General features: G+C 70.9%; 22 protein-coding genes and 1 pseudogene. 13 read left to right on the top strand and 10 right to left on the bottom strand.

The genetic code is table 11. The features are described 5' to 3' along the window. Positions 1-6 precede the first annotated feature (6 nt). The gene (locus tag QF030_RS14805; protein ID WP_307163142.1) at positions 7-888 is read left to right on the top strand and encodes an ATP-grasp domain-containing protein; all 882 of its coding nucleotides are present in this window, start codon (positions 7-9) and stop codon (positions 886-888) included. 37 nt (positions 889-925) lie between these two features. On the opposite strand, the gene QF030_RS14800 is transcribed toward QF030_RS14805, so the two are convergent. After that, the gene (locus QF030_RS14800) at positions 926-1,516 is read right to left on the bottom strand and encodes a hypothetical protein (protein WP_307163141.1); all 591 of its coding nucleotides are present in this window, start codon (positions 1,514-1,516) and stop codon (positions 926-928) included. A 163-nt stretch (positions 1,517-1,679) separates the two neighbouring features. Between QF030_RS14800 and QF030_RS14795 the strand changes: the two genes are divergently transcribed. After that, positions 1,680-2,453, top strand: coding sequence for an IclR family transcriptional regulator (locus QF030_RS14795; protein ID WP_307163140.1), 774 nt, complete (start codon positions 1,680-1,682; stop codon positions 2,451-2,453). Next, positions 2,450-3,301 (top strand): SMP-30/gluconolactonase/LRE family protein, encoded by an 852-nt coding sequence (locus tag QF030_RS14790; RefSeq protein ID WP_307163139.1) that lies wholly within the window; start codon positions 2,450-2,452, stop codon positions 3,299-3,301. The genes QF030_RS14795 and QF030_RS14790 overlap by 4 nt, the downstream gene beginning before the upstream one ends. 178 nt (positions 3,302-3,479) lie before the next feature. On the opposite strand, the gene QF030_RS14785 is transcribed toward QF030_RS14790, so the two are convergent. Genes QF030_RS14785 through QF030_RS14775 form a run of 3 tightly spaced genes read right to left on the bottom strand, consistent with a single transcriptional unit; the run spans position 3,480 to position 7,013 of the window. Next, positions 3,480-5,069 (bottom strand): pyridine nucleotide-disulfide oxidoreductase, encoded by a 1,590-nt coding sequence (locus QF030_RS14785; RefSeq protein WP_307163138.1) that lies wholly within the window; start codon positions 5,067-5,069, stop codon positions 3,480-3,482. A 52-nt stretch (positions 5,070-5,121) separates the two neighbouring features. After that, positions 5,122-6,393, bottom strand: coding sequence for an MAB_1171c family putative transporter (locus QF030_RS14780; RefSeq protein ID WP_307163137.1), 1,272 nt, complete (start codon positions 6,391-6,393; stop codon positions 5,122-5,124). After that, positions 6,390-7,013: a toxin-antitoxin system, toxin component family protein gene (locus QF030_RS14775; RefSeq protein WP_307163136.1), complete on the bottom strand. Its 624-nt coding sequence runs from the start codon at positions 7,011-7,013 to the stop codon at positions 6,390-6,392. The genes QF030_RS14780 and QF030_RS14775 overlap by 4 nt, the downstream gene beginning before the upstream one ends. Positions 7,014-7,250: 237 nt before the next feature. On the opposite strand from QF030_RS14775, the gene QF030_RS14770 reads away from it, so the two are divergent. The 7 genes from QF030_RS14770 to QF030_RS14740 all read left to right on the top strand — a co-directional run bounded on the left by QF030_RS14770 (position 7,251) and on the right by QF030_RS14740 (position 14,276). Next, the gene (locus QF030_RS14770) at positions 7,251-8,609 is read left to right on the top strand and encodes an extracellular solute-binding protein (RefSeq protein WP_307163135.1); all 1,359 of its coding nucleotides are present in this window, start codon (positions 7,251-7,253) and stop codon (positions 8,607-8,609) included. After that, positions 8,606-9,547, top strand: coding sequence for a carbohydrate ABC transporter permease (locus QF030_RS14765; protein WP_307163134.1), 942 nt, complete (start codon positions 8,606-8,608; stop codon positions 9,545-9,547). Before QF030_RS14770 ends, QF030_RS14765 begins: the two co-directional genes overlap by 4 nt. Further along, entirely contained in the window at positions 9,544-10,437 is an 894-nt protein-coding gene (locus tag QF030_RS14760; protein WP_307163133.1) for a carbohydrate ABC transporter permease, read from the top strand. The genes QF030_RS14765 and QF030_RS14760 overlap by 4 nt, the downstream gene beginning before the upstream one ends. 123 nt (positions 10,438-10,560) lie before the next feature. Next, entirely contained in the window at positions 10,561-12,075 is a 1,515-nt protein-coding gene (arfA, locus tag QF030_RS14755) for an arabinosylfuranosidase ArfA (RefSeq protein WP_307163132.1), read from the top strand. Between the two features lie 206 nt (positions 12,076-12,281). Beyond that, positions 12,282-12,740, top strand: coding sequence for an RrF2 family transcriptional regulator (locus QF030_RS14750; protein ID WP_307163131.1), 459 nt, complete (start codon positions 12,282-12,284; stop codon positions 12,738-12,740). Between the two features lie 196 nt (positions 12,741-12,936). Further along, positions 12,937-13,314 carry a hypothetical protein gene (locus tag QF030_RS14745; RefSeq protein WP_307163130.1) on the top strand — a complete coding sequence of 126 codons (378 nt, stop codon included), beginning with the start codon at positions 12,937-12,939 and terminating at the stop codon, positions 13,312-13,314. Positions 13,315-13,625: 311 nt separating this feature from the next. Next, positions 13,626-14,276 carry a DUF4360 domain-containing protein gene (locus tag QF030_RS14740; protein WP_307163129.1) on the top strand — a complete coding sequence of 217 codons (651 nt, stop codon included), beginning with the start codon at positions 13,626-13,628 and terminating at the stop codon, positions 14,274-14,276. 19 nt (positions 14,277-14,295) lie between these two features. Here QF030_RS14740 and QF030_RS14735 read toward each other — a convergent pair whose 3' ends face one another. Beyond that, complete coding sequence (locus QF030_RS14735; protein ID WP_307163128.1) at positions 14,296-14,478, bottom strand: DUF397 domain-containing protein; 183 nt, start codon at positions 14,476-14,478, stop codon at positions 14,296-14,298. Next, positions 14,475-15,295: pseudogene (locus QF030_RS14730) on the bottom strand (helix-turn-helix domain-containing protein). Before QF030_RS14730 ends, QF030_RS14735 begins: the two are co-directional and overlap by 4 nt. 127 nt (positions 15,296-15,422) lie before the next feature. On the opposite strand from QF030_RS14730, the gene QF030_RS14725 reads away from it, so the two are divergent. Next, positions 15,423-15,956 carry an ATP-binding protein gene (locus QF030_RS14725; protein WP_307163127.1) on the top strand — a complete coding sequence of 178 codons (534 nt, stop codon included), beginning with the start codon at positions 15,423-15,425 and terminating at the stop codon, positions 15,954-15,956. Positions 15,957-16,001: 45 nt separating this feature from the next. On the opposite strand, the gene QF030_RS14720 is transcribed toward QF030_RS14725, so the two are convergent. Then, positions 16,002-16,769, bottom strand: coding sequence for an intradiol ring-cleavage dioxygenase (locus tag QF030_RS14720; protein WP_307163126.1), 768 nt, complete (start codon positions 16,767-16,769; stop codon positions 16,002-16,004). A 262-nt stretch (positions 16,770-17,031) separates the two neighbouring features. Between QF030_RS14720 and QF030_RS14715 the strand changes: the two genes are divergently transcribed. Together QF030_RS14715 and QF030_RS14710 are read left to right on the top strand one after the other, a co-directional pair. Beyond that, entirely contained in the window at positions 17,032-18,051 is a 1,020-nt protein-coding gene (locus QF030_RS14715) for an arabinan endo-1,5-alpha-L-arabinosidase (protein ID WP_307163125.1), read from the top strand. Beyond that, on the top strand, positions 18,033-19,466 hold the full coding sequence (locus tag QF030_RS14710) for a family 43 glycosylhydrolase (protein ID WP_307163124.1): 1,434 nt from the start codon (positions 18,033-18,035) through the stop codon (positions 19,464-19,466). The genes QF030_RS14715 and QF030_RS14710 overlap by 19 nt, the downstream gene beginning before the upstream one ends. Before the next feature lie 92 nt (positions 19,467-19,558). Here the strand turns inward: QF030_RS14710 and QF030_RS14705 are convergent, their stop codons facing one another. The 3 genes from QF030_RS14705 to mmsA all read right to left on the bottom strand — a co-directional run bounded on the left by QF030_RS14705 (position 19,559) and on the right by mmsA (position 24,299). Beyond that, positions 19,559-21,238 (bottom strand): pyridoxal phosphate-dependent aminotransferase, encoded by a 1,680-nt coding sequence (locus QF030_RS14705; RefSeq protein ID WP_307163123.1) that lies wholly within the window; start codon positions 21,236-21,238, stop codon positions 19,559-19,561. Positions 21,239-21,507: 269 nt separating this feature from the next. Continuing rightward, positions 21,508-22,752: a multiple monosaccharide ABC transporter permease gene (gene mmsB / locus QF030_RS14700; RefSeq protein ID WP_307163122.1), complete on the bottom strand. Its 1,245-nt coding sequence runs from the start codon at positions 22,750-22,752 to the stop codon at positions 21,508-21,510. Next, on the bottom strand, positions 22,749-24,299 hold the full coding sequence (gene mmsA, locus QF030_RS14695) for a multiple monosaccharide ABC transporter ATP-binding protein (RefSeq protein ID WP_307163121.1): 1,551 nt from the start codon (positions 24,297-24,299) through the stop codon (positions 22,749-22,751). The genes mmsB and mmsA overlap by 4 nt, the downstream gene beginning before the upstream one ends. Positions 24,300-24,326: the final 27 nt, after the last annotated feature.

Below are 24,326 nucleotides of genomic sequence, written 5' to 3'. Positions count from 1 at the left end.
CCTGCCGTGCCCCGAGTCGCCCTCGTCACCTACGACCCCCGGCCGGAGCCGAGCAAGGACCGCGATCTTCCCGGGCTGCGAGCGGCGCTGGAGGCGGCCGGTGCCGAGGCGGACGCCGTTGTCTGGGACGACGCCGACGTCGACTGGGCCTCCTACGACCTCGCCGTCATCCGCTCGACCTGGGACTACAGCTGGCGCGCCGCCGAGTTCACGTCCTGGGCGGAGCGGTGCGGAAAGCTGACGCGGCTGGCCAACCCGGCCTCCGTCGTGCGCTGGAACGCCGACAAGCGGTACATCGGGGAACTCGCGGCGGCCGGGGTGCCCACGGTTCCCACCCGCTATCTCGCCCCGGGCGACGCCGATGCCCTCGCGGGACTGCCCGGCGACCACGAGTACGTCGTCAAGCCCACCTCCGGCGCCGGCGCCCGGTATGCGGCCCGCTACACGCCCGATCGGCGCGAGGCGGCCGTACGGCATGTCGCGCGGATGCACGCCGAGGGGCTGACGGCGATGGTGCAGCCGTACATGCGGAGCATCGACACCGGCGGTGAGCGTGCCCTTCAGTTCTTCGGCGGGCGTCTGCTGCACGCCAGCCGCAAGCGGGCCGTACTGGCCCCCGGCACCGCCTTCGACGCGGACAAGGTGGCCCACCCGGGTCTGGAGCCCTGGACCCCGAGCCCGGCCGAGCTCGCCGTCGCCGAACGGGCCCTGGCCGCCGTACCGGACGCGCCGGAGCTGCTCTACGCCCGTGTCGACCTGGTGGACGGCGACGACGGGGAGCCTCGCGTGATGGAGCTGGAACTGGTCGAGCCGAACCTCTTCCTGTTCCTGCACCCGAAGTCGGCGCCGGCCGTCGTGGCGGCGATCCTGGCGGCCGCCGCCCGCTGACGACCGTCCGCGCTTCCGGGGCGCCACCGGCCGGCCCCTACTCCCGGACCGCCGTCCGCTGGAGCAGCCCCCAGGTGAACTCGGCGACGACCTCCCGTCGCACGCCCCAGCCGTCCGGGGCGGTGAAGGCCAGCCCCCAGCGGGTGGGCGCGGTGCCCTCCAGCGGGCGGGCCGGGGCGAAGGCGTGCGCGGCCTCGTCGACCGTGCAGGACCAGGGGGTGAGGTCGTCGAGGCTCGTCAGGCGCGGCGGCGCGGCCCCGGGGGCGCGGACCAGCCACTCGTTCCAGACCCCGCCGTTCGGGGCGAGGAGCACCTCGAAGCGCAGGTCGGGCCAGAGGGGCAGCGGCCAGAGCCAGGCCTCGCAGTCGAGGTCCCCGACGCGACGGGGCGTGCGGGACTCCGGCTCGCCGAGGACCGAGCGGTAACGGGCCAGTGAGCCCCGGGCGTGCGGGGAGTGGAGCATCGCCTGCCAGCGCTTGTTGGCCTCCCGCATCTGGGCGAGCGAGACGCCCAGCGCGTGGCGGGCGTCCTCCACCAGGTCAGGGTTGTGATCGGCCATGCGACGCAGCAGGACCTGTTGGAAATCGAGCGCCGAGAAGGACCCGGCGAGGCGTTTCTGGGTCGGCATGCTCTCCATCCTGGCCCACCGGGCGTACCGTCCTGGGCCACTGTGCGTTTCCCGCCCATTGCCCGGCGCAACGCGTTATGACAGCCTGTGTTCGTCATGCCGATCGCCTGTTGAAATCTCGAACACAGGCACTGAGACGACTATCTAAGGGAGGGGGCCGGTTGTGGGACGCCTGGTACCTGCCGTGACCCGAGCTCTCGACATTCTCGAGCTCTTCCTCGACGGGGACGGTTCGCTCTCCGCCCCCGACATCGTGCGCAAGCTCCAGCTTCCGCGCACCACCGTGCACGAATTGGTGACCACACTCTCGGCACGGTCGTACATCGTGGCCGTACCGGGACAGCCCGGACGGTACCGCCTCGGGGTACGTCCGTACCAGCTCGGCAGCCGCTACGCCGAGCAGCTCGACCTCGCCGCCGAGGGTCAGCAGGTCGCGCGCTCCGTCGCTGAGACGTGTGACGAGACGGTCCACGTGGCGATCCTGGAGGGCACGGACGTCATCTACATCGCCAAGGTCGACTCCACGCACGCGGTCCGGATGGTCTCGGCCGCCGGCCGTCGCCTTCCGGCCCACTGCACCTCCGTCGGCAAGATGCTGCTGGCCTCGCTCCCCGAGCCGGAGCTCAGCGCGCGCATCCCCGACGACGCCGACCTCATCCGGATGACCCCGAACAGCATCACCGAGCCCGGTGCCCTGCGCGAGGCCCTGACGGAGATCCGGGAGCGGGGGGTCGCGGTCGAGAGCCGGGAGTCCAACCCGGACGTCAGCTGTGTGGCGGCGCCGGTGCGCGACCGCACGGGCCAGGTCGTCGCCGCCCTGTCCATCTCCGTGCCGATGATCCGCTGGAGCGACGACCGCCGCGTCGAACTGGAGCAGCTCGCCGCGAAGGGCGCCGCCGACCTGTCCGAGCTGCTGGGCTACCGGAGCGTGGCATGACGACCTCGTACGAGGTGGCGGTACGGGCCGAGGCGGTCCTCGGCGAGGGGCCGACCTGGGACCCGGTCACCGGCCGGCTGCTCTGGCTCGACATACTCGGCTCCCGTCTGCACGGCTACGACCCCTCGACCGGCCGCCGCACGGTGCGGACGACCCACCAGCACGTGGGCGCGGCCAAGCCCCGTGCCGGGGGCGGCCTGGTCCTCAACCTGCGGGACGGGGTGGGCCTGCTCGACCCGGACGGCGGCTTTCGCTGGCTGCGCCACGAGCCGGTCCCCGGCCGCCGCGCCAACGACGCCGCCGTCGCGCCCGACGGCTCCCTCTGGGCCGGCACCATGCGCTACGACGAGGCCCCGGGCGGCGGCACCCTCTCCCGGGTCACCGGCGACGGCTCGGCCGAGCCGGTCCTGGACGACGTGGCGGTCAGCAACGGCACGGGCTGGAGCCCGGACGGGACGCTGATGTACTACGTCGACTCGCCGACGCGCCGGGTCGACGTCTTCGCGTACGCGGCGGACGGGCGGGTGAGCGACCGCCGCACCCTGGTCGAGATCGAGGACGGCGCCGGCTATCCCGACGGCCTCACCGTCGACGCCGACGGCTGCGTGTGGGTGGCGCTGTGGGACGGGGGAGCGGTACGCCGCTACACCCCGCAGGGCGACCTGGACCGGGTGATCGTCCTCCCGACCCCCAGGATCACGGCCTGCGCGTTCGGCGGCGCGGACCTGAGCGACCTGTACATCACCACCGCCCGGGTGGGCCTGGAGTCGCCGCACCCGGTGGCGGGATCGCTGCTGGTGGTGCCGGGAGCCGGGAAGGGACTGGCCCAACCGGCGTTCGCGGGCTGAACACGGGCCGGACGAGCGGCCGCGGGGCCGGGGGCGGGGGTCGCGAGCGGTCGGCCCGGCACGCCGGGCGGGGGCCGGCTCGCTGTCGCCTCGCCGTTCGGCGCCGTCCCGCCGCCTCGCCGCCTCGCCGTTCGGCGCCGCCCCGCCGTCCCGCCGTTCGGCGCCGCCCCGCCCGGGACTACTCCAGCCCCGCCCGCTTCAACTCGTCCGCGGTCAGCGGCGGCCCGGTCAACGCCGGTTTCCACGGCCCCAGAGCGGCCGCCAGCAGCACCGACGGCGCCAGCAGCACCTCGGGCCCCCGCTCCAGCGAGGTCACGTCCGTCACCCGGCGGGCGATCCGCCCGTTGCCGGTGGCCGTCAGCATCAGGCGGCCGACATACGCCGCCACGAGCCGGTCCCGGAACGTGGGCCCGTCCTCCGTCGCGCCGGGGAAGAACACGTCCTGGCCGACGGCGAGGTCCCACGCGGTGCTCACCGGCCGGGCCACCGCCTTCTGCACCCGCCGGGACAGCCCGGCGGAACCCCATCCCCGCCGCCGCACCACGTCCCGCAGGATCACCGCGCTCTGGGCGGCGACGGCCAGACCGTGGCCGTAGAGCGGGTTGTACGCGGCGAGGGCGTCACCGAGGACGGTGAGGTTCTCCGGCCAGGCCGGCATCCGCTCGTAGAAGTGGCGACGGTTGACGGTGGCCCGGGTGTACACCACCTCGGACACCGGCTCGGCACGCTCCAGGAGCTCGCCGATGACGGGATGGCGCAGTTCCTCACGGGCGAAGCGGACGAAGTCGTCGTTGTCGGCGCCGGGTTCGCCGCCCCGGGTGCCGTTGAGGGTGACGATCCAGTGGCCGTCCTCGATGGGCAGCAGGAACCCCGCCCGTCCGGGCCCCCCGGCGCGCGGGTCGGGCTGCACGTTGACGACCGGATAGCCGGACCTGGCCTGCTCGGGCGCGCGGAAGAGACGACTGGCGTACGCCAGCCCGGAGTCCACCTCCCGCCGCTCCACCGCGGGCAGCCCCAGCTCGGCCAGCCACCGCCCGACCCGCGACCCACGCCCGGTCGCGTCGACCACCAGCCCACCCGAAACCACCCACTCCACACCGTCCCCGGACACCGCCTCCGCTCCGGGTACCGCCCCCGAACCCGCTGCGGGTACCGCCTCAGTGCCGGGCCCGGGCACTGCCTCCGCGGCCGCTCCGGACGTTGCCCCCGCGCCGGCCGCGGGCACTGCCCCCGAGTCCGCGCCGGGCACTGCGTCAGCGCCCGCGCCGGGCGCCGCGCCCGATCCCGCGCCGGGTGTCGCCCCCGCGCCCGCTCGGGGCGCTGCCCCCGTGTCCCGGGCCAGGCCCTCCCGGGCTCGTACCCGTACCCCCGTGATCCTCCCCGCGTCGCCGACCAGGCCCAGCACCTCGACGCCGGAGAGCAGCTCGATCCGGTCGTCCGCGAGGACCCGCTCGCGGATCGTCGCGTCCAGCAGGTCGCGGCCGGCCAGGATCACGTGGTGGGACTCGGGCCAGCGCCGGAACCAGCCCCGCGGGCCCAGCACGACCATGTCCGTGGTGACCGGCGCCCGGCGCGCCCCGGCGGCCAGGAGGGCCTCGGTGACGCCCGGCAGCAGTTCCTCCACGGCCCGCACGCCACCCGACCAGAGCATGTGGGCGTGGCGGGCCTGGGGCAGGCCCCGGCGCGGGGCGGGGCCGTCGGGCAGGACGTCCCGCTCGACGACGACGACCCGGTCGGCGAGGCCTGCCAGGGCGCGTGCCGCGAGCATGCCCGCATGCGATCCCCCCAGGACTACGGCGGTTCTCACGGGGTTGGAGGGTTCACTCATGCGTGGACATGCTCTCTGCCGGGGCGGCCGCGTGGGCGCGGACCGCCTGGATGTCGACGGGGTGGCGAAGGACACGGGACACGGCCTGGATCTCCCGCAGGAGGTAGGTGGTGTCCGGACGGGAGGACCCGGTCGGGTCGGACGAGGCGGTGGGGGAGGTGGGGGGAGTGGGAGAGGCGGCGGAGCGGGCGGCTTCCGGGGGCTCCGGGCGCCGCAGCGCCCGCTCCCGGGCCTCGACCGCGTCCAGGAGCGTCACGGCGGCGGCGAGGGCCTGTGCCCGGCCGCGCTCGAATCCCAGGGCGACGCCGGCGTCGTAGGACCGCGCGCGCAGGTCGTCGTCGAGGTGCCGGGCGAGCTGGAGCAGCGCGTCGCGGATGAACGTCTCGCGCCGGATCAGGCGCAGTTCCGGCGTGGCGCGCAGGTCGAAGGGCTCGCGGGCGCCGGTGACGCCCCGCATCAGCCGGGACAGGGGCCGCAGGCTCCGGTGCCGGCGGCGGATCCGCCACCGCTCCTGGAGGTACTGGCCGGCGTGCGGGACGATGAAGCCGACCGCGACCAGGGTGGCGGCGATGCAGGCGGCCGACGGGGCGATGCTGGTGTTCAGCCAGTCCAGGTCGTGCCCGGTCCAGCGGGCCCCGACCGCCGTCAGTTTGGCCGCGCTGAACAGCAGGTTCGTCACATAGCCGGCCCCCAGGAACCGGAGCCCCCAGCGCAGCCAGGCGTCGAGGCCCTCGGTGCGGCTCCAGTTCCAGACCAGCCGGGCGGTGACGGAGCAGGCCACCGTGTGCGCGAGCAGGTAGAGCAGGATCTCCTCGCGCATGAAGGGCGTGTTGGCGTAGTACGTGTCCAGGTCCCGGATCTGTTCCACGGGGACGTCGGCGAGCGCGAAGAGCACCCACAGCGCGACGACCACCCCCGCGTAGACGGAGACCACCCAGCGGGTCGCCCGCCGGGTCTGGGCCGAGCGCTCGGTACGGCCGTTGCGCCAGGCGATGATCAGCAGCAGCCAGGACGCGGAGAGCGCGGTGAGCAGCGAGTACACCCAGGGCGCCGCGATGTTCGGCACGCCGGTGACCCGGTTGGTCCAGGCGATGGTCTTGGGCGCCGCGAAGACGAACACGGCGCAGGCGAAGACCAGCAGACCGCCGACGGCGCGCAGCAGCGGGTCCCGCCAGAGCTTGAGAATGCTGGGCAGCTTGATGGCGAGGGCCGCGCCCAGGACCACGGTGGGCAGCCAGAAGGAGACGTACAGCCCGTGGCTCACCGCGCCGTGCCCCTGCGTCCCCGGTAGCCGAGGGTGCGCTGGACCGCGGCCGTGTCGCCGCCCGGCCCTTCGGCGGCCGGTCCCGAGTCGGACAGATAGCGCCGGAAGCGGGCCGCGAGCCGGTGGCCGAAGTCGTCGGCCTCGGCCTCGTCGTCCTCCCGGGAGCCGTTGCGGGCGGCGACGGTCAGGGCGAGGGAGTCCCAGCCGGTCCGGCCGGCCAGGACGCCCGCGGCCACCGTGCCGACGCCGTGGTGGTGGTGCCGGTGGCCGGCGTGCAGGTGCCACAACTCATGGCCCAGTATGACCAGTTGCTGCACGTCCTCGGCCCGCTCCTCGACGATGACCAGGTCGAAGTCCTGGAACTCCACCCACAGTCCGGTCACCTCGATCTCGTCGGGGAACCGCTCGAACCGGACCTCGACGGGTCGCCCGCCGCGCCGCGCGGACATCTCCTCGCACAGCGCCCGGCACACGTCCCGCACACCGGCCGGCCGGCCGGGGCGGGCCCGCACCGCGGCGGAGAGATCGCCGGTCAGCTCGCGCATGGCCGGTCCGGTCCTCGCGCGCCGCAGCGCCGAGCCGATCCGGGCCGCCCTCCCGCGCGCGCCCGCGATGTCCATCCGCTCCCCCTTCTCAACCGCCGTGCGGCAGCCCGTTCGAGCCTACGCGGCCGGTTGTGCCCACGTCACGGGAAGTTTTCACGGGACCGTCGGGGGGCGTCGGGGAGCCGCTGGTAGAAAGCGCTGTCATAGATCCCGTCAAAACCATTGACGTGCAGGCGCATCGATTTTACGGTCCCGTTCGAAGTTACGAGCGGAATTCGAAATGTCGAACCAAGAGAACGACAGGGGCAAGGTATGGGACAACCTGGCCTGAATCGCAGGCAACTTCTCGCCGCCGCAGGCGGGTTGACGGTGGCAGGCAGTTTCGGCTTCGCCGCCCTCGGCACGGGGGCCGACGCGCTCGCCGCCGGGGCGCACACCCGCGTCCGCTACTGGAACCTCTTCCAGGGCGGTGACGGCGCCAACCAGGTCGCCATGGTGGACGCCTTCCGCGACGGCCACCCGGACATCGCCGTGAAGGACTCCACCCTCGCCTGGGGCGGCCCCTACTACACCAAGCTCGCCATGGCCGCCGCCGGCAACCGCGCCCCCGACCTCGGGGTCATGCACCAGGGCCGCATCCCCGGCTTCGCGCCCGGCCGCCTCCTGGATCCCTGGGACGTGGACCTCCTCGCCGAGTACGGCGTGCGCGAGGCCGACTTCAATCCGGTGCTGTGGCAACGCGGCATCGTGAACGGACAGTTGTACGCGCTGCCGCTGGACATCCACGTCCAGCTGAACTTCTACCGCAAGGACGTCTGCGAGAAGGCGGGCCTCCTCGACAGCGCCGGCCGTCTCCCCGCCGCCGGCTCCACCGACGAGTGGTTCGACATCCTGAAGGAGGCCAGGGGGCAGCTGAGGAAGGGGCAGCAGACGCTCGGCCTGCATGCCAACGACCAGAACTTCTGCTGGTGGTTCTTCGTCGCCTTCTACCGGCAACTCGGCGGCGCCTACTTCGACGACGACCACACGACCGTCACCTTCGACACCGACAAGGCCACCCAGGTCCTGGAGTTCCTCCGCAAGCACGTCACCGACGGCTACGTCACCGTCGGCGAGGCGGACGGTGAGGCGTTCCTCGCCGGTTCGCCGTTCACCTGGGAGGGCAACTGGTCGGTGCCGTACTTCAACGGCGAGAAGGTCGAGTACGGCGCTCAGCCGCTGCCCCCGGTCTTCGGCGCCCCGGCCACCCACGCCGAGTCGCACTCCTTCGTCCTGCCCCACCAGGCCGACCGCGGCGGAGACGCGAACGAGGGCGCCTACCGGCTCGCCGCCTACATGGTCACCCATGCCACCACCTGGGCCAACGGCGGCCATGTCCCGGCCTATCTGCCCACCTTCAAGGACCCCGCCTACCTCAAGCTGGCCCCCCAGAGCGAGTACTCACGCCCGGCCATGGACCACCAGGCCAACGAACCCCACATCTGGTTCGCCGGCTCCACCGGTGTCCTCGCCCAGCGCGTCGGACCGATCGTGGCCGCCTCCAACCTGGGCTCCGCCACGCCGGACGCGGCCGCCCGCCGGATGAGGTCCGCGCTGGCGCAGCTGCTGGCGATGAAGAACCCGATGGACGGCCGCACGGCAGCCCAGGAGCTGAAGGGAGCCGGCGCATGAGCACGTTCGCGCACGCCGGGACACTGCCGCCGCGCACCGCGGTCGCCGCCGACTCCGCCCGTGCCCGCTGGGGCCGCCGCTTCCAGCACGGCGGCTGGTTCGTGGCCCCGTTCTTCGTCCTGTACGGACTGTTCGTCGTGCTGCCGGTCGTCCGGGGCCTCTACCTCAGCTTCACCGACGCCAACATCTCCGGCGACCACACCGGCTTCGTCGGCCTCGACAACTACCGCGAGGCCCTGCGGGACGACCTGGTCTGGGACTCCCTCTGGCACAGCGTGCAGTTCACGCTCTACGTGGTCCCGGTGATCGTCGTCGTGGCCCTGCTGATGGCGCTGATCGCCCATCACACCGTGCACTTCACGTGGCTGTGGCGGCTGTGCTTCTTCGCGCCCTTCCTGCTGCCCTCGGCGGTGATCGGCAACCTGTGGTGGTGGCTGTTCCAGCCCACCAACGGCATGGTCAACCACGTCCTGGGCCTGGACACCCCGTGGCTCACCCAGAAGTCCACGGCGATGCTCGCGGTCGTCGTCGCGACCCTGTGGTGGACGGTCGGCTTCTCCTTCCTCCTGTACCTGGCCGCGCTCCAGAACATCCCCCACCACCTCTACGAGGCCGCCGAGCTGGACGGCGCGAACGCCTTCCAGCGGATGCTGCACATCACCGTGCCGAACCTGCGCAACATCACCGGCCTGGTCCTCGCCCTGCAGATCCTCGCCTCGCTCCAGGTCTTCGACCAGGCCGTGGTGATGTACCAGTTCGGGCCCGGACCCGAGGAATCGACCCGCACCTTCGTGCAGTACACCCTCGAACAGGGCTTCACCAGTTACCGCGTGGGCTACGCCTCCGCGATCTCCTTCATCCTCTTCATCATCGTCGCGGCCGTCGCCCTCGGGCGGATGTGGCTGCTGCGCAACCGCGAGGAGGTCGCCACCCGATGACGACGCCGACACCGCCGACGCAGACCACGCCCCCGGGGCCCGGCACTGCCCCGCTCCGCAAACCCCGCGGCACCTGGACCCCGGCCCAGATCGCCCTCACGCTCGTGGCGGCGGCCCTCTCCCTGGTCTGGCTGGCCCCGCTCGCCTGGGCGCTGTCGACGTCCCTGAAGACACCCACCGAGTCGGTCACTTCCCCGCACTGGATCCCGCAGGACTTCACCGCGGAGTCCTGGAAGGCGGTGATCGAGGCGGGCAACATCCCCAACTGGTTCGTGAACTCGGTCGTCGTGTCCGTCTGCGTCACCTTCATCGTCCTCGGGGTCGCCTCCCTCGCGGGCTACGGCTTCGCGCGCACGGAGTTCCGGGGCAAGTCGGCGCTGATGGCGCTGACGATGGCGGGGCTGATGTTCTCCCCGGCGATCCTCGGCGTCCCGCTCTTCACCACGGTCCAGTCGCTCGGCATGGTGGACACCTACTGGGGCATGATCCTGCCGCAGTGCGCGCCGGCGGCGATGGTCTACATCCTCTACAAGTTCTTCCAGTCACTGCCGAAGGAGCTGGAGGAGGCGGCCTTCATCGACGGCGCGGGCCGCTGGCGGATCTTCTTCACGATCGTCCTGCCCCTGTCGAAGCCCTCCCTCTCGGCGGTCGGCATCTTCACGTTCATCGCCTCCTGGAACAACTTCCTGTGGCCCTACATGGTGACCAACAACCCCGACCTGATGACCATGCCGAACGGCATCGCCACCGTGCAGAACGCCTTCGGCATCGTCTGGCCCCAGCTGATGGCCGGCGGCCTGCTGGCCGGCCTCCCGCTGATCGTCGTGTTCGTCTTCTTCCAGAGCCAGATCGTGCGGGGCGTGGCCCACACCGGTCTGGCGGGCCAGTAGACCCCGGTCCCAGGGGCGGGCGCGGGCAACCGCGCGACCAGCCCGCGACCACTCCCGGACCATCCGTCGGCAGCCAACGGACAGGCAGCCGACGGACCAGCACCCCCTCTTCGAAAGGCGTCCATGCACACCGCGCGTCTCACCCTCGACCCCGCCTTCACCGTCGGCGAAGTCAACCCCCGGCTCTTCGGCAGCTTCGTGGAGCACCTCGGCCGCTGCGTCTATACCGGCGTCTTCGAGCCCGGCCACCCGTCGGCCGACGAGGCGGGGCTGCGCACCGACGTTCTGGACCTGGTCCGCGAACTCGGCGTCACCGCCGTCCGCTACCCGGGCGGCAACTTCGTCTCGGGCTACAAGTGGGAGGACTCGGTCGGGCCCGCGGAGGACCGCCCGCGCCGTCTCGACCTGGCCTGGCGCTCGACGGAGACCAACCGCTTCGGCCTCTCCGAGTACATCGCCTTCCTGCGCAAGATCGGCCCGCAGGCCGAGCCGATGATGGCGGTCAACCTCGGCACCCGAGGCGTGGCCGAGGCCCTGGAGCTCCAGGAGTACGCCAACCACCCGTCCGGCACCGCCCTCGCGGAGCAGCGCATCGCGCACGGCGACAAGGACCCCTTCGGCATCCGGCTCTGGTGCCTGGGCAACGAGATGGACGGTCCCTGGCAGACCGGCCACAAGACGGCCGAGGAGTACGGCCGTCTCGCCGCCGAGACGGCCCGCGCCATGCGCCAGATCGACCCGGCGGTGGAACTCGTCGCCTGTGGCAGTTCCAGCCAGTCGATGCCGACGTTCGCCGACTGGGAGGCGAAGGTCCTGGCGGAGACCTACGACCTGGTCGACCACATCTCCCTGCACGCCTACTACGAGCCGCACGACGGCGACTTCGACTCCTTCCTCGCCTCGGCGGTGGACATGGAGTCGTTCATCGAGAACGTCGTCGCGACCTGCGACCACGTGGGCGCGAAGCTCAAGTCGAAGAAGAAGATCAACCTCTCCTTCGACGAGTGGAACGTCTGGTATCTCTCCCGGTGGGAGGAGCACGCCCGCACCGCCGACCCGAGCGACTGGCCGGAGGCCCCCCGCCTGCTGGAGGACAACTACAGCGTCATGGACGCCGTCGTCTTCGGCTCGCTCCTCATCGCGCTGCTGCGGCACGCCGACCGGGTGACGGTCGCCTGTCTCGCCCAGCTCGTCAACGTCATCGCGCCGATCCTCACCGAGCCGGGCGGCCCGGCCTGGCGGCAGACGACGTTCTTCCCGTTCGCGCAGGCGTCGAAGCACGGCCGGGGCACGGTCCTGGACGTGCGGGTGGACTCACCGACCTACGTGACGGCCAAGTACGGCGAGGCGGACCTGCTGCACGCCACCGCCGTCCGCGCCGACGACGGTACGGTCACCGTGTTCGCCGTCAACCGCGGCCGCACCGAGGCGCTGCCCCTCCACATCGGGCTGACCGGCCTCGGCGTGACGTCGGTCGTCGAACACAGCGTGCTCGCGGACGCCGATCCGGACGCCCGCAACACCCTCGCCGAGCCCGAGCGGGTCGCCCCGCACGCGGCCGAGGGCACGACGCTGACGGACGGCGCGCTGACGGCGACGCTGGAGCCGCTGTCGTGGAACGTGATCAGGCTGGCGTGACGGCAGCGGCCGGGCACGACCGGACGTACGACGATGACGTACGACGACGACGTACGAGGACGACCGCCGGTCCGTCGGACGCGCCCCGCCGACGGACCGAGCGGCCGCGCGGGCACGGGAGAACCGGTCCGGCACCGGGCGCCCCGTCCCGCCCGGCCCGGGACGGCCGGCAGCTGACGGCTGACGGCTGACGGCACAATGGGCTCATGAGGATCTCGGCACGGGCGGACTACGCAGTGCGGGCGGTACTGGAGCTCGCCGTACGGCAGGGCGGCGACCCGGTGAAGGCCGAGTCGATCGCCGCCGTGCAGGACATTCCGCACAAGTTCCTCGAGGGGATCCTCGGCGACCTGCGGCGCGGCGGGATCGTCGACAGCCGGCGCGGCGGGGGCGGCGGTTACCGGCTGGCCCGCGACCCGGCGGTGATCACGGTCGCGGACGTCATCAGGGCGGTGGACGGCCCGATCGTCTCCGTACGCGGAGAACGCCCGACCGGCCTGACGTACACGGGCTCGGCACAGCCGCTGCTCCCGCTCTGGATCGCCCTGCGGGCGAACGTGCGGCGGATCCTGGAGGGCGTCACGATCGCCGACATCGCGGCGGACGCCCTGCCGGATCCGGTGCAGGCGCTGGCCGCGGAACCGGCGGCCTGGGAGAACCCGTGAGCCGCGGCCGCCGACGGCGTCGCCCGGGTCCGGCAGGCAGGCCGGAATCGCGCCCGGCCCGAATCGTACAGATCTCCTATTTCCGGGCTTCGAAGAACCCGGAGCGGGTGGGTTCCACCGCGTGACACGATCCTGGCCTGCCGGAGCGACAGGGCCGCGAGGCGCGACTCCGGCCGCACGAAAGGGGAGGGGTCACATGGGCAGGTCGATCGTGCGCAGAGCGCGGCTGTGGGCCGTGGGGACGATGATGGCGGCCGGTGTCGTCGGTCTCGCCGCGGCTCCCGCGAGCGCGTGGACCGGTGGGAACGTCTGGGTGAACCTGGGCAGCTGGAACTGCCCGGCGGGCGGTTCGGTGGTGGGCGTGTACTGGGCGGTGGACGCATACTCCAGCGGGCCGGCCGGCGGCGACTGGGGCGACAACGTCATCTATCCGCGGGTCCGGGTGGGGGCCGGCGCCCACAACACGCTCAGCTACCAGACCATGTGCAGGAAATGGGGCTGGTACACCTACCGCGGAGTCGTCGGCCAGCGGTCCCTCACGCCGTACAAGTCGGGTCTGAGCTACACCTACTAGGACCGGCGTGGCAGCCGCGGCCCGCACCCGTACGGGGTGCGGGCCGCGGCCGTCGGTGCCGTCCCGGAGCTTCTCGATGCCGTCTGACCGAGCGACGGCCGTGTCAGGAAGCCCCTCGGACGCTGACCCGGAGCGACCGGGTGTGAACGGGCCGTGGTGAATGGCCGGACTTTTACCTGGGCGCGCCCCAGGCCTCTCCCTACGATGCGATCGCCCCGGTTCTTCACAGCAACTCCATTGATCCTTCACAGAGTTGCCGTGACGAGCCGGTCGCATCCACCCCCCACCGATCCGAACGAAGGGGAGAGACCATGGCAAGTGGGCTGCTCCTGGGTGGCGCTGTCGCCGCTCTCGTCACCGCCGCGGTACCGGCGCACAACCCGTCCTCGGGGTTCATCGACCCGCCCCCGGACAAGATCGTCATCAACGTGGCCACGGTGAACGGCTCCGGCTGTCCCGCGGGTACGGCGGCGGTCGCCGTCTCCGAGGACAACACCGCCTTCACTGTGACCTACAGCGACTACCTGGCCCAGGTGGGCGGGGGCTCCAACCCCACGGCCTTCCGCAAGAACTGCCAGCTCAACCTGGTCGTTCATGTCCCGTCGGGCTTCACGTACGCCATCGCGCAGGCGGACTACCGCGGTTTCGCCTCGCTCCAGTCCGGCGCGAACGCCGTGCAGCGGGCCTCGTACTACTTCCAGGGCTCGTCGCAGACGGTGTTCAAGAACCACACCTTCAACGGCGCGTTCAACGACAACTGGCAGGCGACCGACACCACCGACTGGGCCAACCTGGTCTACGCGCCCTGCGGAGTCCAGCGCAACTTCAACATCAACACCGAGATCCGGGTCAACGCGGGCACCTCGTCCCCGTCCCGGGTCAGCTTCATGACGATGGACTCGACGGACGGCGACATCAGCACCGTCTACCACATGGCCTGGAAGGAGTGCCCGGCCAAGTGAGCCCGCCCCGGCCTCGGGGTCACCTCGCCGCGTGGGCCACGAAGTCGGCCCACGCGGCGGGGGAGAGGGCGAGCTGGGGCCCCGTCCTGTCCTTGGAGTCACGGACGTGGACCCGGGCGGGGCGGGTGGCGACCTCGACGCAGTTGTCACCGGAGCCGCTGCTGTAACTGCTCTTGAACCAGGTCAGTTCGGGCGTGCTCATAGGTCCCCTCGCATCCGTTCCAGCAGGCCCATCGAGTCCTGGATGGTGAGAGCCTGTGAACGCATCCTGGCATACCGGGCCTGGAGCACGCTGATTGCTTTCGGGTCGGAAATGAACGTTCCGCTTTCCTGGCCCTCGCTGTATCCGAACCACCGGTGCTGCGGGGTTTCCAGCAACGCGATGGGGCCGTGCAGCCCTGCATGCGACGTCTGGACCATCGGCACAATCTGCATCGCGACGTTGCGCAACTCGCCTACCACAGCAGGTGTTCGACTGCGCCGCGGGTCACCTCGGTTCCGCCGGTTCGTCGCCTGAACACCTGCTCCTCGATGATGAAGCTGAAGGCGGTGTTCGGCCGCTCCCGCAGTAGCCGCTGGCGTTCGGCCCGCGCACTCCAGTTGGCCTCGATCTGCTCGTCGCTCAGTGGTGGCAGCTCGTCCGCGAACAACTGGCGTGCGTAGGCCTCGGTCTGCAGGAGGCCTGGGATCATGCGGCATTCGTAGTTGAAGAGCGTGATCGCCGTCTTCTCCAGCCCCGCCCACCGTCGGAACCAGGACGCCAGTCCCGGCTGCCGTTCCAGGAATCCCGCCGCGCTCCTCAGCGCGCCCGTGTTCCCCAGTGCCCCCTCGGCCGCCTCGACGAAGTCCTCGTCCGGCATCCTCCGGCCCAACTCCACGGATGCCACGGTGTGTTTGGAGAAGCCCACCCGGCTGCCGAAGTCCTCCCTGCTCAGCCCGTGATGCACGCGCAACGCCTGGACCACCGCCCCGAACGTGCGCATGCTGTCCGACGACTCGGGCTCACCGTCGACCGCCATGGTCACCTCCTGCGGCCCATGGTCACGGCCGGTGACCGGTACTGTCCAGTCCGTCACCGCGTACGCTTCGGCGGCGTACGCGGCCGCGACCTGGCGGTTCGGTCTCCGCGTCCGCCACATTGGCCCCATGACAGCACGCCCCGGTCTTCGACCGCCGGTCACCGTACGTGTGTTCACCCAGCGCCTCAGCGCGACCCCGCGCGGCGCCCGCCTGGCGAGGCGCCTCGCGCAGAACCAGCTCCACGCCTGGGGCATCCCGTACGGGGCGGAGGTCTCCGACACCGTCGCGGTGATCGTCGGAGAACTGGCCGCCAACGCCGTGACGCACGGGCGGGTGCCGGGACGGGATTTCGAGCTGCGGCTCTCCTTCCCGCCCGGAAGTGTCCGGGTCGAGGTCACCGACACGCGCAGTGGGCCCCGCCCGCCCGGTCCCGGCGCCGTTCCCGCCCCGCACCCCCTCGGCGAGGCCGGCCGTGGGTTGCTCCTCGTCGACGCGCTCGCCGCCCGATGGGAGGTGCTGGACCGGGAGCCGCCGCCGGGCAAGACCGTGCGCGCGGAGGTCGACGTGCCCAACTGGCTCGTCCTGGCGAGGAGGTTGTCGCTTTCGGAGGGGGCGGCCCTGCGTACCGCCCTCCGGCATGCCGACCGGACGCCACCGTGATGCGGTGACGCCCGGTCGGACGCGGGAGGGGTCAGGTGGTGGCGGTCAGCGCTCGACCCCGAGGGTGAGCGTCCCCGCGTAGCCGGAGGACGTCGAGCTGCCCAGGGCCGTCAGGGTCAGCAGGCCCGAAGCGGCGCCTCCCTCGTCGTAGATGGAGTCCTGGGCGAGGGTGGTGCGGGTGACCGTGTTGGTCGAGTACGGCGAGACCTTCGCGACGGCCGTCGTGATCGTCTCGTTGAAGAAGAGCTGTCCGGTGTGGAGTTCCTGGCCTCCGGTGAAGGAGCCGTCCGAGGTCAGAGTGACGTCGGTGTGCACCTTGACGTGGATGTGGACGCAGCGGCCCCGGTACCAGCCCGGGTAGACCGAGGTGATCGCGGCGACGCCGCCGGAGTCGGTGAGGACTCCGCCGCGCAGGAAGGTGCCGCTGTCCGGTTCGTTGTGGCCGTTGTTGCCGACGAAGCCGGAGTACTCGCCGAGGGCGTCGCAGTGCCAGATCTCCACGAGGGCGTTGGGGAGAGGCACGCACGTGTCGTCGTCGACGACTGTGAGGGTGAGCTTCAGCGGGATGCCCGCCTTGCCCTCCGTGACGTTGGCGCGGACGTACTGTCCGTCGAGGTAGTAGGGGCCTTCGGTCATCTCCTTGGTGAGGGTGCAGACGGCCGCGGCGGCGACGGGGGCGGTGTCGGCGGCGTCGGCGGTGGGGGCCTCGGGCGTGGCAGCGGCGCCTACGGCCAGGGCCGCTGCGGTCGCGCCCGAGGCGACGAGTACGGTACGGCGCGCGACCGAGGGGCGCGCATCTGAGGTGTCTGTCATGGGCACGACACCGTAGGAACTCTTTCTGTCGGCAGGCTGTCAGTTCGGCAAAATGAGATGCCGTCAAGGTGCTTGCCGGGCAAGTGCCGACATCGTGGCGACACCTCCCGCCGGTTCGCGGGGGGTGTCGCCGTTTCTCGAACACTTTCGGGTGCGCGCGCGGACCATTGACGCGCAAGGGGTTCGACTCTACGGTCCCGTCCGACGACGCGACCGCTGTTCGGTATCACGAACAGCGAAACCCCACTGAAGGAGCGTCCGCATGAGCCGCACGAACTCTCGCACGCCCCACACGTCTCGAGCGCCCCACGCCCCTCGCACGCCCCGCAGGGCCGCGCTGCTCGCCGTCCCGGCGGCGGTCCTGCTCGCCCTGGTGCCCTCCACCGCCTCCGCGTACCCCAACCCCGGCACGGTCACCGGTTCCACGGTCGTGCACGACCCGACGATGATCCGCACCTCGGCCGGCCGCTACCTCCTCTACGCCACCGGCGGCGGCCTGTCCTACCGCACCTCCACCGACCGGATCGCGTTCAGCGCGGGCGGCGACGCCTTCTCCACCCGGCCGGGCTGGTGGTCCTCCTACGGCACCACCGAGGCCTGGGCGCCCGACATCTCGTACCAGGGCGGCAAGTACCTGATGTACTACGCCGTCTCCACCTTCGGGTCCAACAAGTCGGCCATCGGACTGGCCGGTTCGAGCACCGGACTCCCCGGCTCCTGGACGGACTACGGCGCCGTCTACACCTCCACCACGTCCAGCGACTACAACGCCATCGACCCGAACCTCTTCGTGGACGACGACGGCAAGTGGTGGCTGTCGTTCGGGAGCTGGTGGACGGGGATCAAGATGATCCGGATCGATCCGTCCACCGGCAAGCAGCTCACGTCCGACACCGCCCGGCGCTCGATCGCCTCCCGCCCCACCGGGACCAAGGCCGTGGAGGCGCCCTACATCGTGAAGCGCGGTGGCTACTACTACCTCTTCGCCTCGTACGACACCTGCTGCGCCGGCACCAGCTCGACCTACAAGGTCAAGGTGGGCCGCGCCACCGCCGTCACCGGGCCGTACTACGACAAGAGCGGCGTCGCGATGACGAACAACGGCGGCACGCCCGTCCTGGAGTCGCACGGCAGCGTCATCGGCCCCGGCGGCCAGTCGATCCTGCACGACACCGACGGCGACCTGATCGTCTACCACTACTACGACGGCAACGACAACGGCACCCCCCGACTCGGCATCAACCTCTTGAACTGGAGCAGCGGATGGCCCGTCGCCTACTGACCCTGCTGGCCGCGCTGCTGCTCGCCCTGGCGATCGGCCAGCCCTCCGCGAGCGCGGCCACCGTCACCAACCCGATCAAGGCGCAGAAGGGCGCCGACCCCTGGATCTCGTACTACGACGGCAACTACTACCTCGTCACGACGAGTTGGACGAACGTCATCACCATGCGCAAGTCCGCCACCCTCGCGGGACTCGCCACCGCGCCGAACATCCAGGTGTGGACCGGGGACGCCGCCTCGCGGTGCTGCAACATCTGGGCGCCCGAGATCCACTTCCTCAACGGCCGCTGGTACCTGTACTACGTCGCCGGACAGAACGTCTCCGACTACAACCCGACGCAGCGCACGCACGTCCTGGAGAGCGCGGGCGCCGACCCGACGGGCCCGTACAGCTACCGCAACCAGCTCAACTCCGCCTGGATGCTGGATCCGACGGTCGCCACCATCAACGGCTCGCTCTACCTGTTCGGCAGCGCCGCCGGCGGGACGCAGAACCTCGTGGCGGCCCGGATGTCCAACCCGTACACCCTGGCCACCGGCTTCTCGACCATCTCCACACCGACCAACTCCTGGGAGACCTCGGGAGGTTCGGTCAACGAAGGCCCGGAGATCCTGCAACGCGGCGGCAGGACGTTCCTGGTCTATTCGGCGAGCGGCTGCTGGACCCCCGACTACAAACTCGGCCGGCTCACCCTCACCGGTTCAGACCCGCTCGCGGCGTCGTCCTGGACGAAGAACCCCACGCCGGTCTTCCAGCGGAACGACTCGGCCGGCGTCTACGGTCCCGGCCACAACGGCTTCTTCAGCTCGCCGGACGGCACCGAGAACTGGATCGTGTACCACGCCAACGACTCGGCCTCGGACGGTTGCGACAACGGCCGTACGACCCGGGCGCAGAAGTTCACCTGGAACGCCGACGGCACCCCCGACCTGGGCACGCCCGTGGCACTGGGCTCGGCCGGCAGCGGGCCCTCCGGCGAACCGTCGGCCACCGCCGCCACCTACCGGATCACCAACCGCAACAGCGGCAAGTGCCTCGACGTGGCGGGCGGTTCGACGGCGGACGGCGCCAACGTCCAGCAGTACACCTGCAACGGCGGCGCCAACCAGCGCTGGCGGATCGAGGACCAGGGCGACGACACCAGCCGGCTGGTGAACGTCGCCACCGGCAAGGTCCTGGACACCGCGGACTGTTCCACCGCGGACGGCGCCGACCTGCGTCAGTGGTCCTGGCTGAACAACACCTGCCAGCGCTTCCGCTTCGTCACCACCGACAGCGGATACGTCCGTATCGTCAACCAGGCCACGGGCAAGGTCGCCGACGTCGCCGACTGCTCCGCCGCCGACTCCGCCGACGTGCGTCAGTGGTCCTGGCTGAACAACGCCTGCCAGCAGTGGAGGCTGGAGCCGGTGTAGGCGGTGGGGTGGGTTCCCCGTCGCGGTCACAGGCCGGCCGGACGCCCCGTGCGGCCGGCCCGTCGTCCGGGGCGGGCGCCCCGCGCGAAGCCCTATCCCGCCTGTCCCATCCCCGCCGCGTTCGGCCAGCTCTGGGCGTTCGGCCAGCCGGTCGCCGCGGCGGGGGAGAGGCCGTTGGTGCCCCGTACCTGAGCGGCCGTGAGGCCGCCGCGGGCCGGTACGCCGGGCGGGGTCGGGCCCATCGGCGGGGCGGGCGCCTGAGCCATGGCGGGCGCCATCGCCGCGGGGGTCATGGCGGCCGGTGACATCGCGGCCGGTGACATGGCGGCTGCCGGTGCCATCGGCGGAGCGGCGGCCGGTACGGGAGCCGGGGCCGGCGCGGGCACCGACTGCGGGAAGACCTGTGCCGCGGCCGGCATGGGCATCCCGGCGCCGTCGGACGGCGTGGGCTGCGCCATCGGCGGGGCCATCGCGGGGACGGGCATCGCCATCGGGGCGGCGGCCGGGGCGGCCGCGACCAGCCCCGGCATCGCCATGCCCATGGCCTGAGCGGCGAGGCCCGGCATGCCCGACCCGTTGGTGACCAGCCGGTCCACCGCCGGCGTGCCCGAGCTGTAGCTGTTCGCGGTGCTCAGCTCGGGCACGGCGGCTCCCCTCCTGGTCCCGTAGAGCACCTGTTCCAGGCCGGACACCAGGCGACGAACGTCCACCTGGGGGCGCACCACGAGCCGCAGGAAGCGGCTGGACGAACCGATCTTGTTGCCGCACTCGCGGACCAGGATGCGGTGCTCGGCGAGCAGCCGGTCACGGACCACGGTGCCCTCGGCGCCGACGGGGAGGCGCACGAAGAGGAAGTTCCCCTGGGAGGGGTAGACGGTCAGCCCGGGCAGGGCGCTGAGCTGACTGGCCATGTCGAGACGGTCCCGGCGCACCTGCATCAGGCTCTGCGCGTACTCGGGGCCGTGCTCCTTCAGCATGAACACCACGTACTCGGCGAAGGCGTTGAGGTTCCACTTCGGCAGCATCGAGCGGACCCGGCCGGCGAGCGACGGGTTGGAGACCATGTAGCCGAACCGGATGCCGTGCAGGCCGAAGTTCTTGCCGAGGCTGCGCAGCACGATGACGTTCGGGCGGATCATCGCCTCCTGCACGACGCTCGGTTCCTGCTCCGCGTCCGCGAACTCCAGGAACGACTCGTCGATGACGATCAGGTCGAGGTCGGCCATCGCGTCCATGAATTGCACGAGCGCGTGCTTGTGGAGGAAACCGCCGTCGGGGTTGTTCGGGTTGCAGATGACGGCGACCCTGGTGCCCCGGGTCCGGATGAACTCGGCGTACTGCGCGAGGTCCAGGGCGAAGCCGCTGGACTCCTGGAGCGGGAACATGTCGACCCGCTTGCCGGTCTCCATGGGCTGGTCGGTCCAGCGGCCGAAGGTGGGGACGGGGACGGCGAGGGACTCACGGACCAGCAGATGATCGATCCAGGTGATGAGCTCGGTCGAACCGTTGCCCATCGCCACCGCCTGCGGCGGAAGCTGGAGCAGGTTGCACAGTTCGGCCGTGATCGTGTCGGCGCCGCTCGGGTAGTACGTGATGATGTCCCGCAGCCGCGCTGCCATGGTGTCCATCATGGCCGGAGTGGGGAAGTAGGGGTTGCAGGGGATACAGAAGTCCACCGGGCCGACACCCTCGCCGCCCTCCCGCGTCAGCGCCGCCATCGACGGGCTGTGCGCCGCGGTGTTGCGGAACAACGAGGAGACGTTGTCGGCCATGGAACCTCCGTATGGGGCGGACCCGGCGGGGACGACCGGGCCCGTCGTCACTGGATGGCCCGCGCGGGGGAGCGCGGGCCGCCCTTACATACGAAGGTTGGGGTGGCGCTGTTCAACCGCTGAGGAATCGGTAAGAACTTGTGGGGTATCTGTGAAGCCGCCGTGACCGTGGCGGCCGTGCCGCCCGGGGCCGAGCGGAAAGGGCCCCGCCGTTCCCGGCGGGGCCCTCCCTGTCCTGAGCTACGGACCCGTGCTGACCTGCGGACGGGTCACGAACCGGACTTGCGCTTGTTCCAGACGTCGAAACCGACCGCGGCGAGCAGCGCCAGGCCCTTGATGACCTGCTGCCAGTCGCTGCCGACGCCGAGCAGGTTCATGCCGTTGTTCAGCACGCCGAGGACGAGACCACCGATGATCGCGCCGAGGACGGTGCCGACACCGCCGCTCATGGACGCGCCACCGATGAACGCCGAGGCGATCGCCTCGAGTTCGAAGTTCAGACCCGCCTTGGGACCGGCCGCGTTCAGCCGGGCCGCGACCACGAGACCCGCCAGGGCCGCCAGCGCGCCCATGTTCAGGAAGACGAGGAAGGTGACCTTCTTGTCCTTGACGCCGGACAGCTTCGCGGCCGGCAGGTTGCCGCCGATCGCGTAGATGTGGCGGCCGAAGACGGCGTTGCGCATGATGTAGCCGTAACCGACCACCAGCGCGCCCAGGACCAGCAGGATGATCGGCGCGCCCTTGTAGCTGGCGAGCAGCATCGTGACGGTGAGCACCGCGGCGACGATGGCGACGATCTTGAGCAGGAACAGGTTGCGCGGCACGACGTCCAGCGAGAACTCCTGCTGGCGCTTGCGGTCACGCACCTCCTGGAGCACCACCATGACGATCACGGCGAGACCCAGCAGCAGCGTGATGTTGTGGTAGTTCGTGGTCGGACCGGCCTCCGGGAGGAAGCCGTTGCCCATCTTCTGAAGACCGTCCGGGAACGGGCCGAGGGTCTGGCCCTCGAGGAAGATCTCCGTCATGCCGCGGAAGATCAGCATGCCGGCGAGGGTGACGATGAACGACGGTATGCCGAGATACGCGATGAAGAAGCCCTGCACCGACCCCGCGACCGCGCCCACGATCAGGCACAGCACCACCGCGACCGGCCACGCCACCTCGTGCTGCACCGTCAGGACGGCCGCGAAGGCGCCGATGAACGCCGTCAGTGAACCGACCGACAGGTCGATGTGGCCCGCGATGATCACCAGCATCATGCCGATCGCGAGGATCAGCACATAGCTGTTCTGCAGAACCAGGTTGGAGACGTTGCGCGGCAGCAGCAGGTCGCCGTCGGTCCAGACCGCGAAGAGCGCGACGATCAGGCCGAGCGCGATCAGCATGCCGTACTGGCGCATGTTGCGGCGCAGGCCGTCCAGCACCAGCTGGAGCAGGCCGCCGCCGGCCGCCGGGCCGCCGCTCTTGCCGGGCGGCGCGGCCGCCGGGCTCTTGGTCACGTCGGTGCTCATCGGGTTACCTCTTTGTCCTTCGTCATCTGACGCATCAGCGATTCCTGCGAGGCCTCGGCCCGAGAGAACTCACCGGTCAGCCGCCCCGCGGCCATCGTGTAGATGCGGTCGCACATTCCCAGCAGTTCGGGCAGCTCGGAGGAGATGAAGACGACCGCCTTGCCCTGGGCGGCCAACTGGTCGATGACCGTGTAGATCTCGTACTTGGCTCCGACGTCGATACCCCGCGTGGGCTCGTCCAGGATCAGCACGTCCGGACCCGCGAAGATCCACTTGCTGAGGACGACCTTCTGCTGGTTGCCGCCGGAGAGCTTGCCGACCGGCTCGAAGACGGTCGGCGCCTTGATGTTCATCGACTTGCGGTAGCCCTCGGAGACCTTCCGCTCCTCGTGCTCGTCGACGATCCCCCGCTTGGCCACCTTGCCCAGCGCGGTCAGCGAGATGTTGCGGTTGATCGTGTCGATGAGGTTGAGGCCGTAGTGCTTGCGGTCCTCCGTGACATAGGCGATCCCGTGGCCGACCGCCTCCGCGACGGTCTTCGTACGGATCTCCTTGCCGTCCTTGAGGACGGTGCCGCCCGCGTACCGGCCGTACGAGCGTCCGAAGACGCTCATGGCCAGCTCGGTGCGGCCGGCGCCCATCAGGCCCGCGATGCCGACGATCTCCCCGCGCCGCACCTGGACCGACACGTCGTCGGCCACCTTGCGCTGCTGGTCGATCGGGTGGTGCACGGTCCAGTTGCGGATCTCCAGCGCCGGGGCCGCGCCCACCTCCGCCTCGTGCGGGGTGCGCTCGGGGAAGCGGTTGTCGAGGTCGCGGCCGACCATGCCGCTGATGATCCGGTCCTCGGTCGTGTCCGCCGACTTCACGTCGAGCGTCTCGATGGACTGCCCGTCGCGAATGATCGTCACCGAGTCCGCGACCTTGCGGATCTCGTTGAGCTTGTGCGAGATGATGATCGAGGTGATGCCCTGCTTCTTCAATTCCAGGATGAGATCCAGGAGTTTGTCGCTGTCCTCGTCGTTGAGGGCCGCGGTCGGCTCATCCAGGATGAGCAGCTTCACCTTCTTCGAGAGCGCCTTCGCGATCTCCACGAGCTGCTGCTTGCCCACGCCGATGTCGGCGACGCGGGTCTCGGGGTGATCGCTCAGACCGACCCGGCGCAGCAGCTCGGAGGCGTGCCGCAGGGTCTCGTTCCAGTTGATCAGCCCGCGCGTGGCGTGTTCGTTGCCGAGGAAGATGTTCTCCGCGAGGGAGAGGTACGGCACCAGCGCCAGCTCCTGGTGGATGATGACGATGCCGCGCTGCTCGCTCGCCCGGATGTCCTTGAAGGAGACGACCTCTCCCTCGAAAAGGATCTCGCCCTCGTACGTGCCGTGCGGATGGACGCCGGAGAGCACCTTCATCAAGGTGGACTTTCCGGCGCCGTTCTCACCGCAGATGGCATGGACCTCGCCCTGGCGGACGGTCAGAGTGACGTCCGACAGCGCTTTCACACCGGGAAAGGTCTTGACGATCGAGCGCATTTCCAGGACGGGTCCCGCCATGGTCGTGCCTTCCAATCCTTGAGGGTC

Origin of the sequence: Streptomyces rishiriensis, from assembly GCF_030815485.1 — a bacterium.
Classification (GTDB): Bacteria; Actinomycetota; Actinomycetes; order Streptomycetales; family Streptomycetaceae; genus Streptomyces; species Streptomyces rishiriensis_A.
The sequence above is the reverse complement of the archived record's forward strand: the minus strand, read 5'-3'. Positions and strand labels throughout refer to the sequence as shown.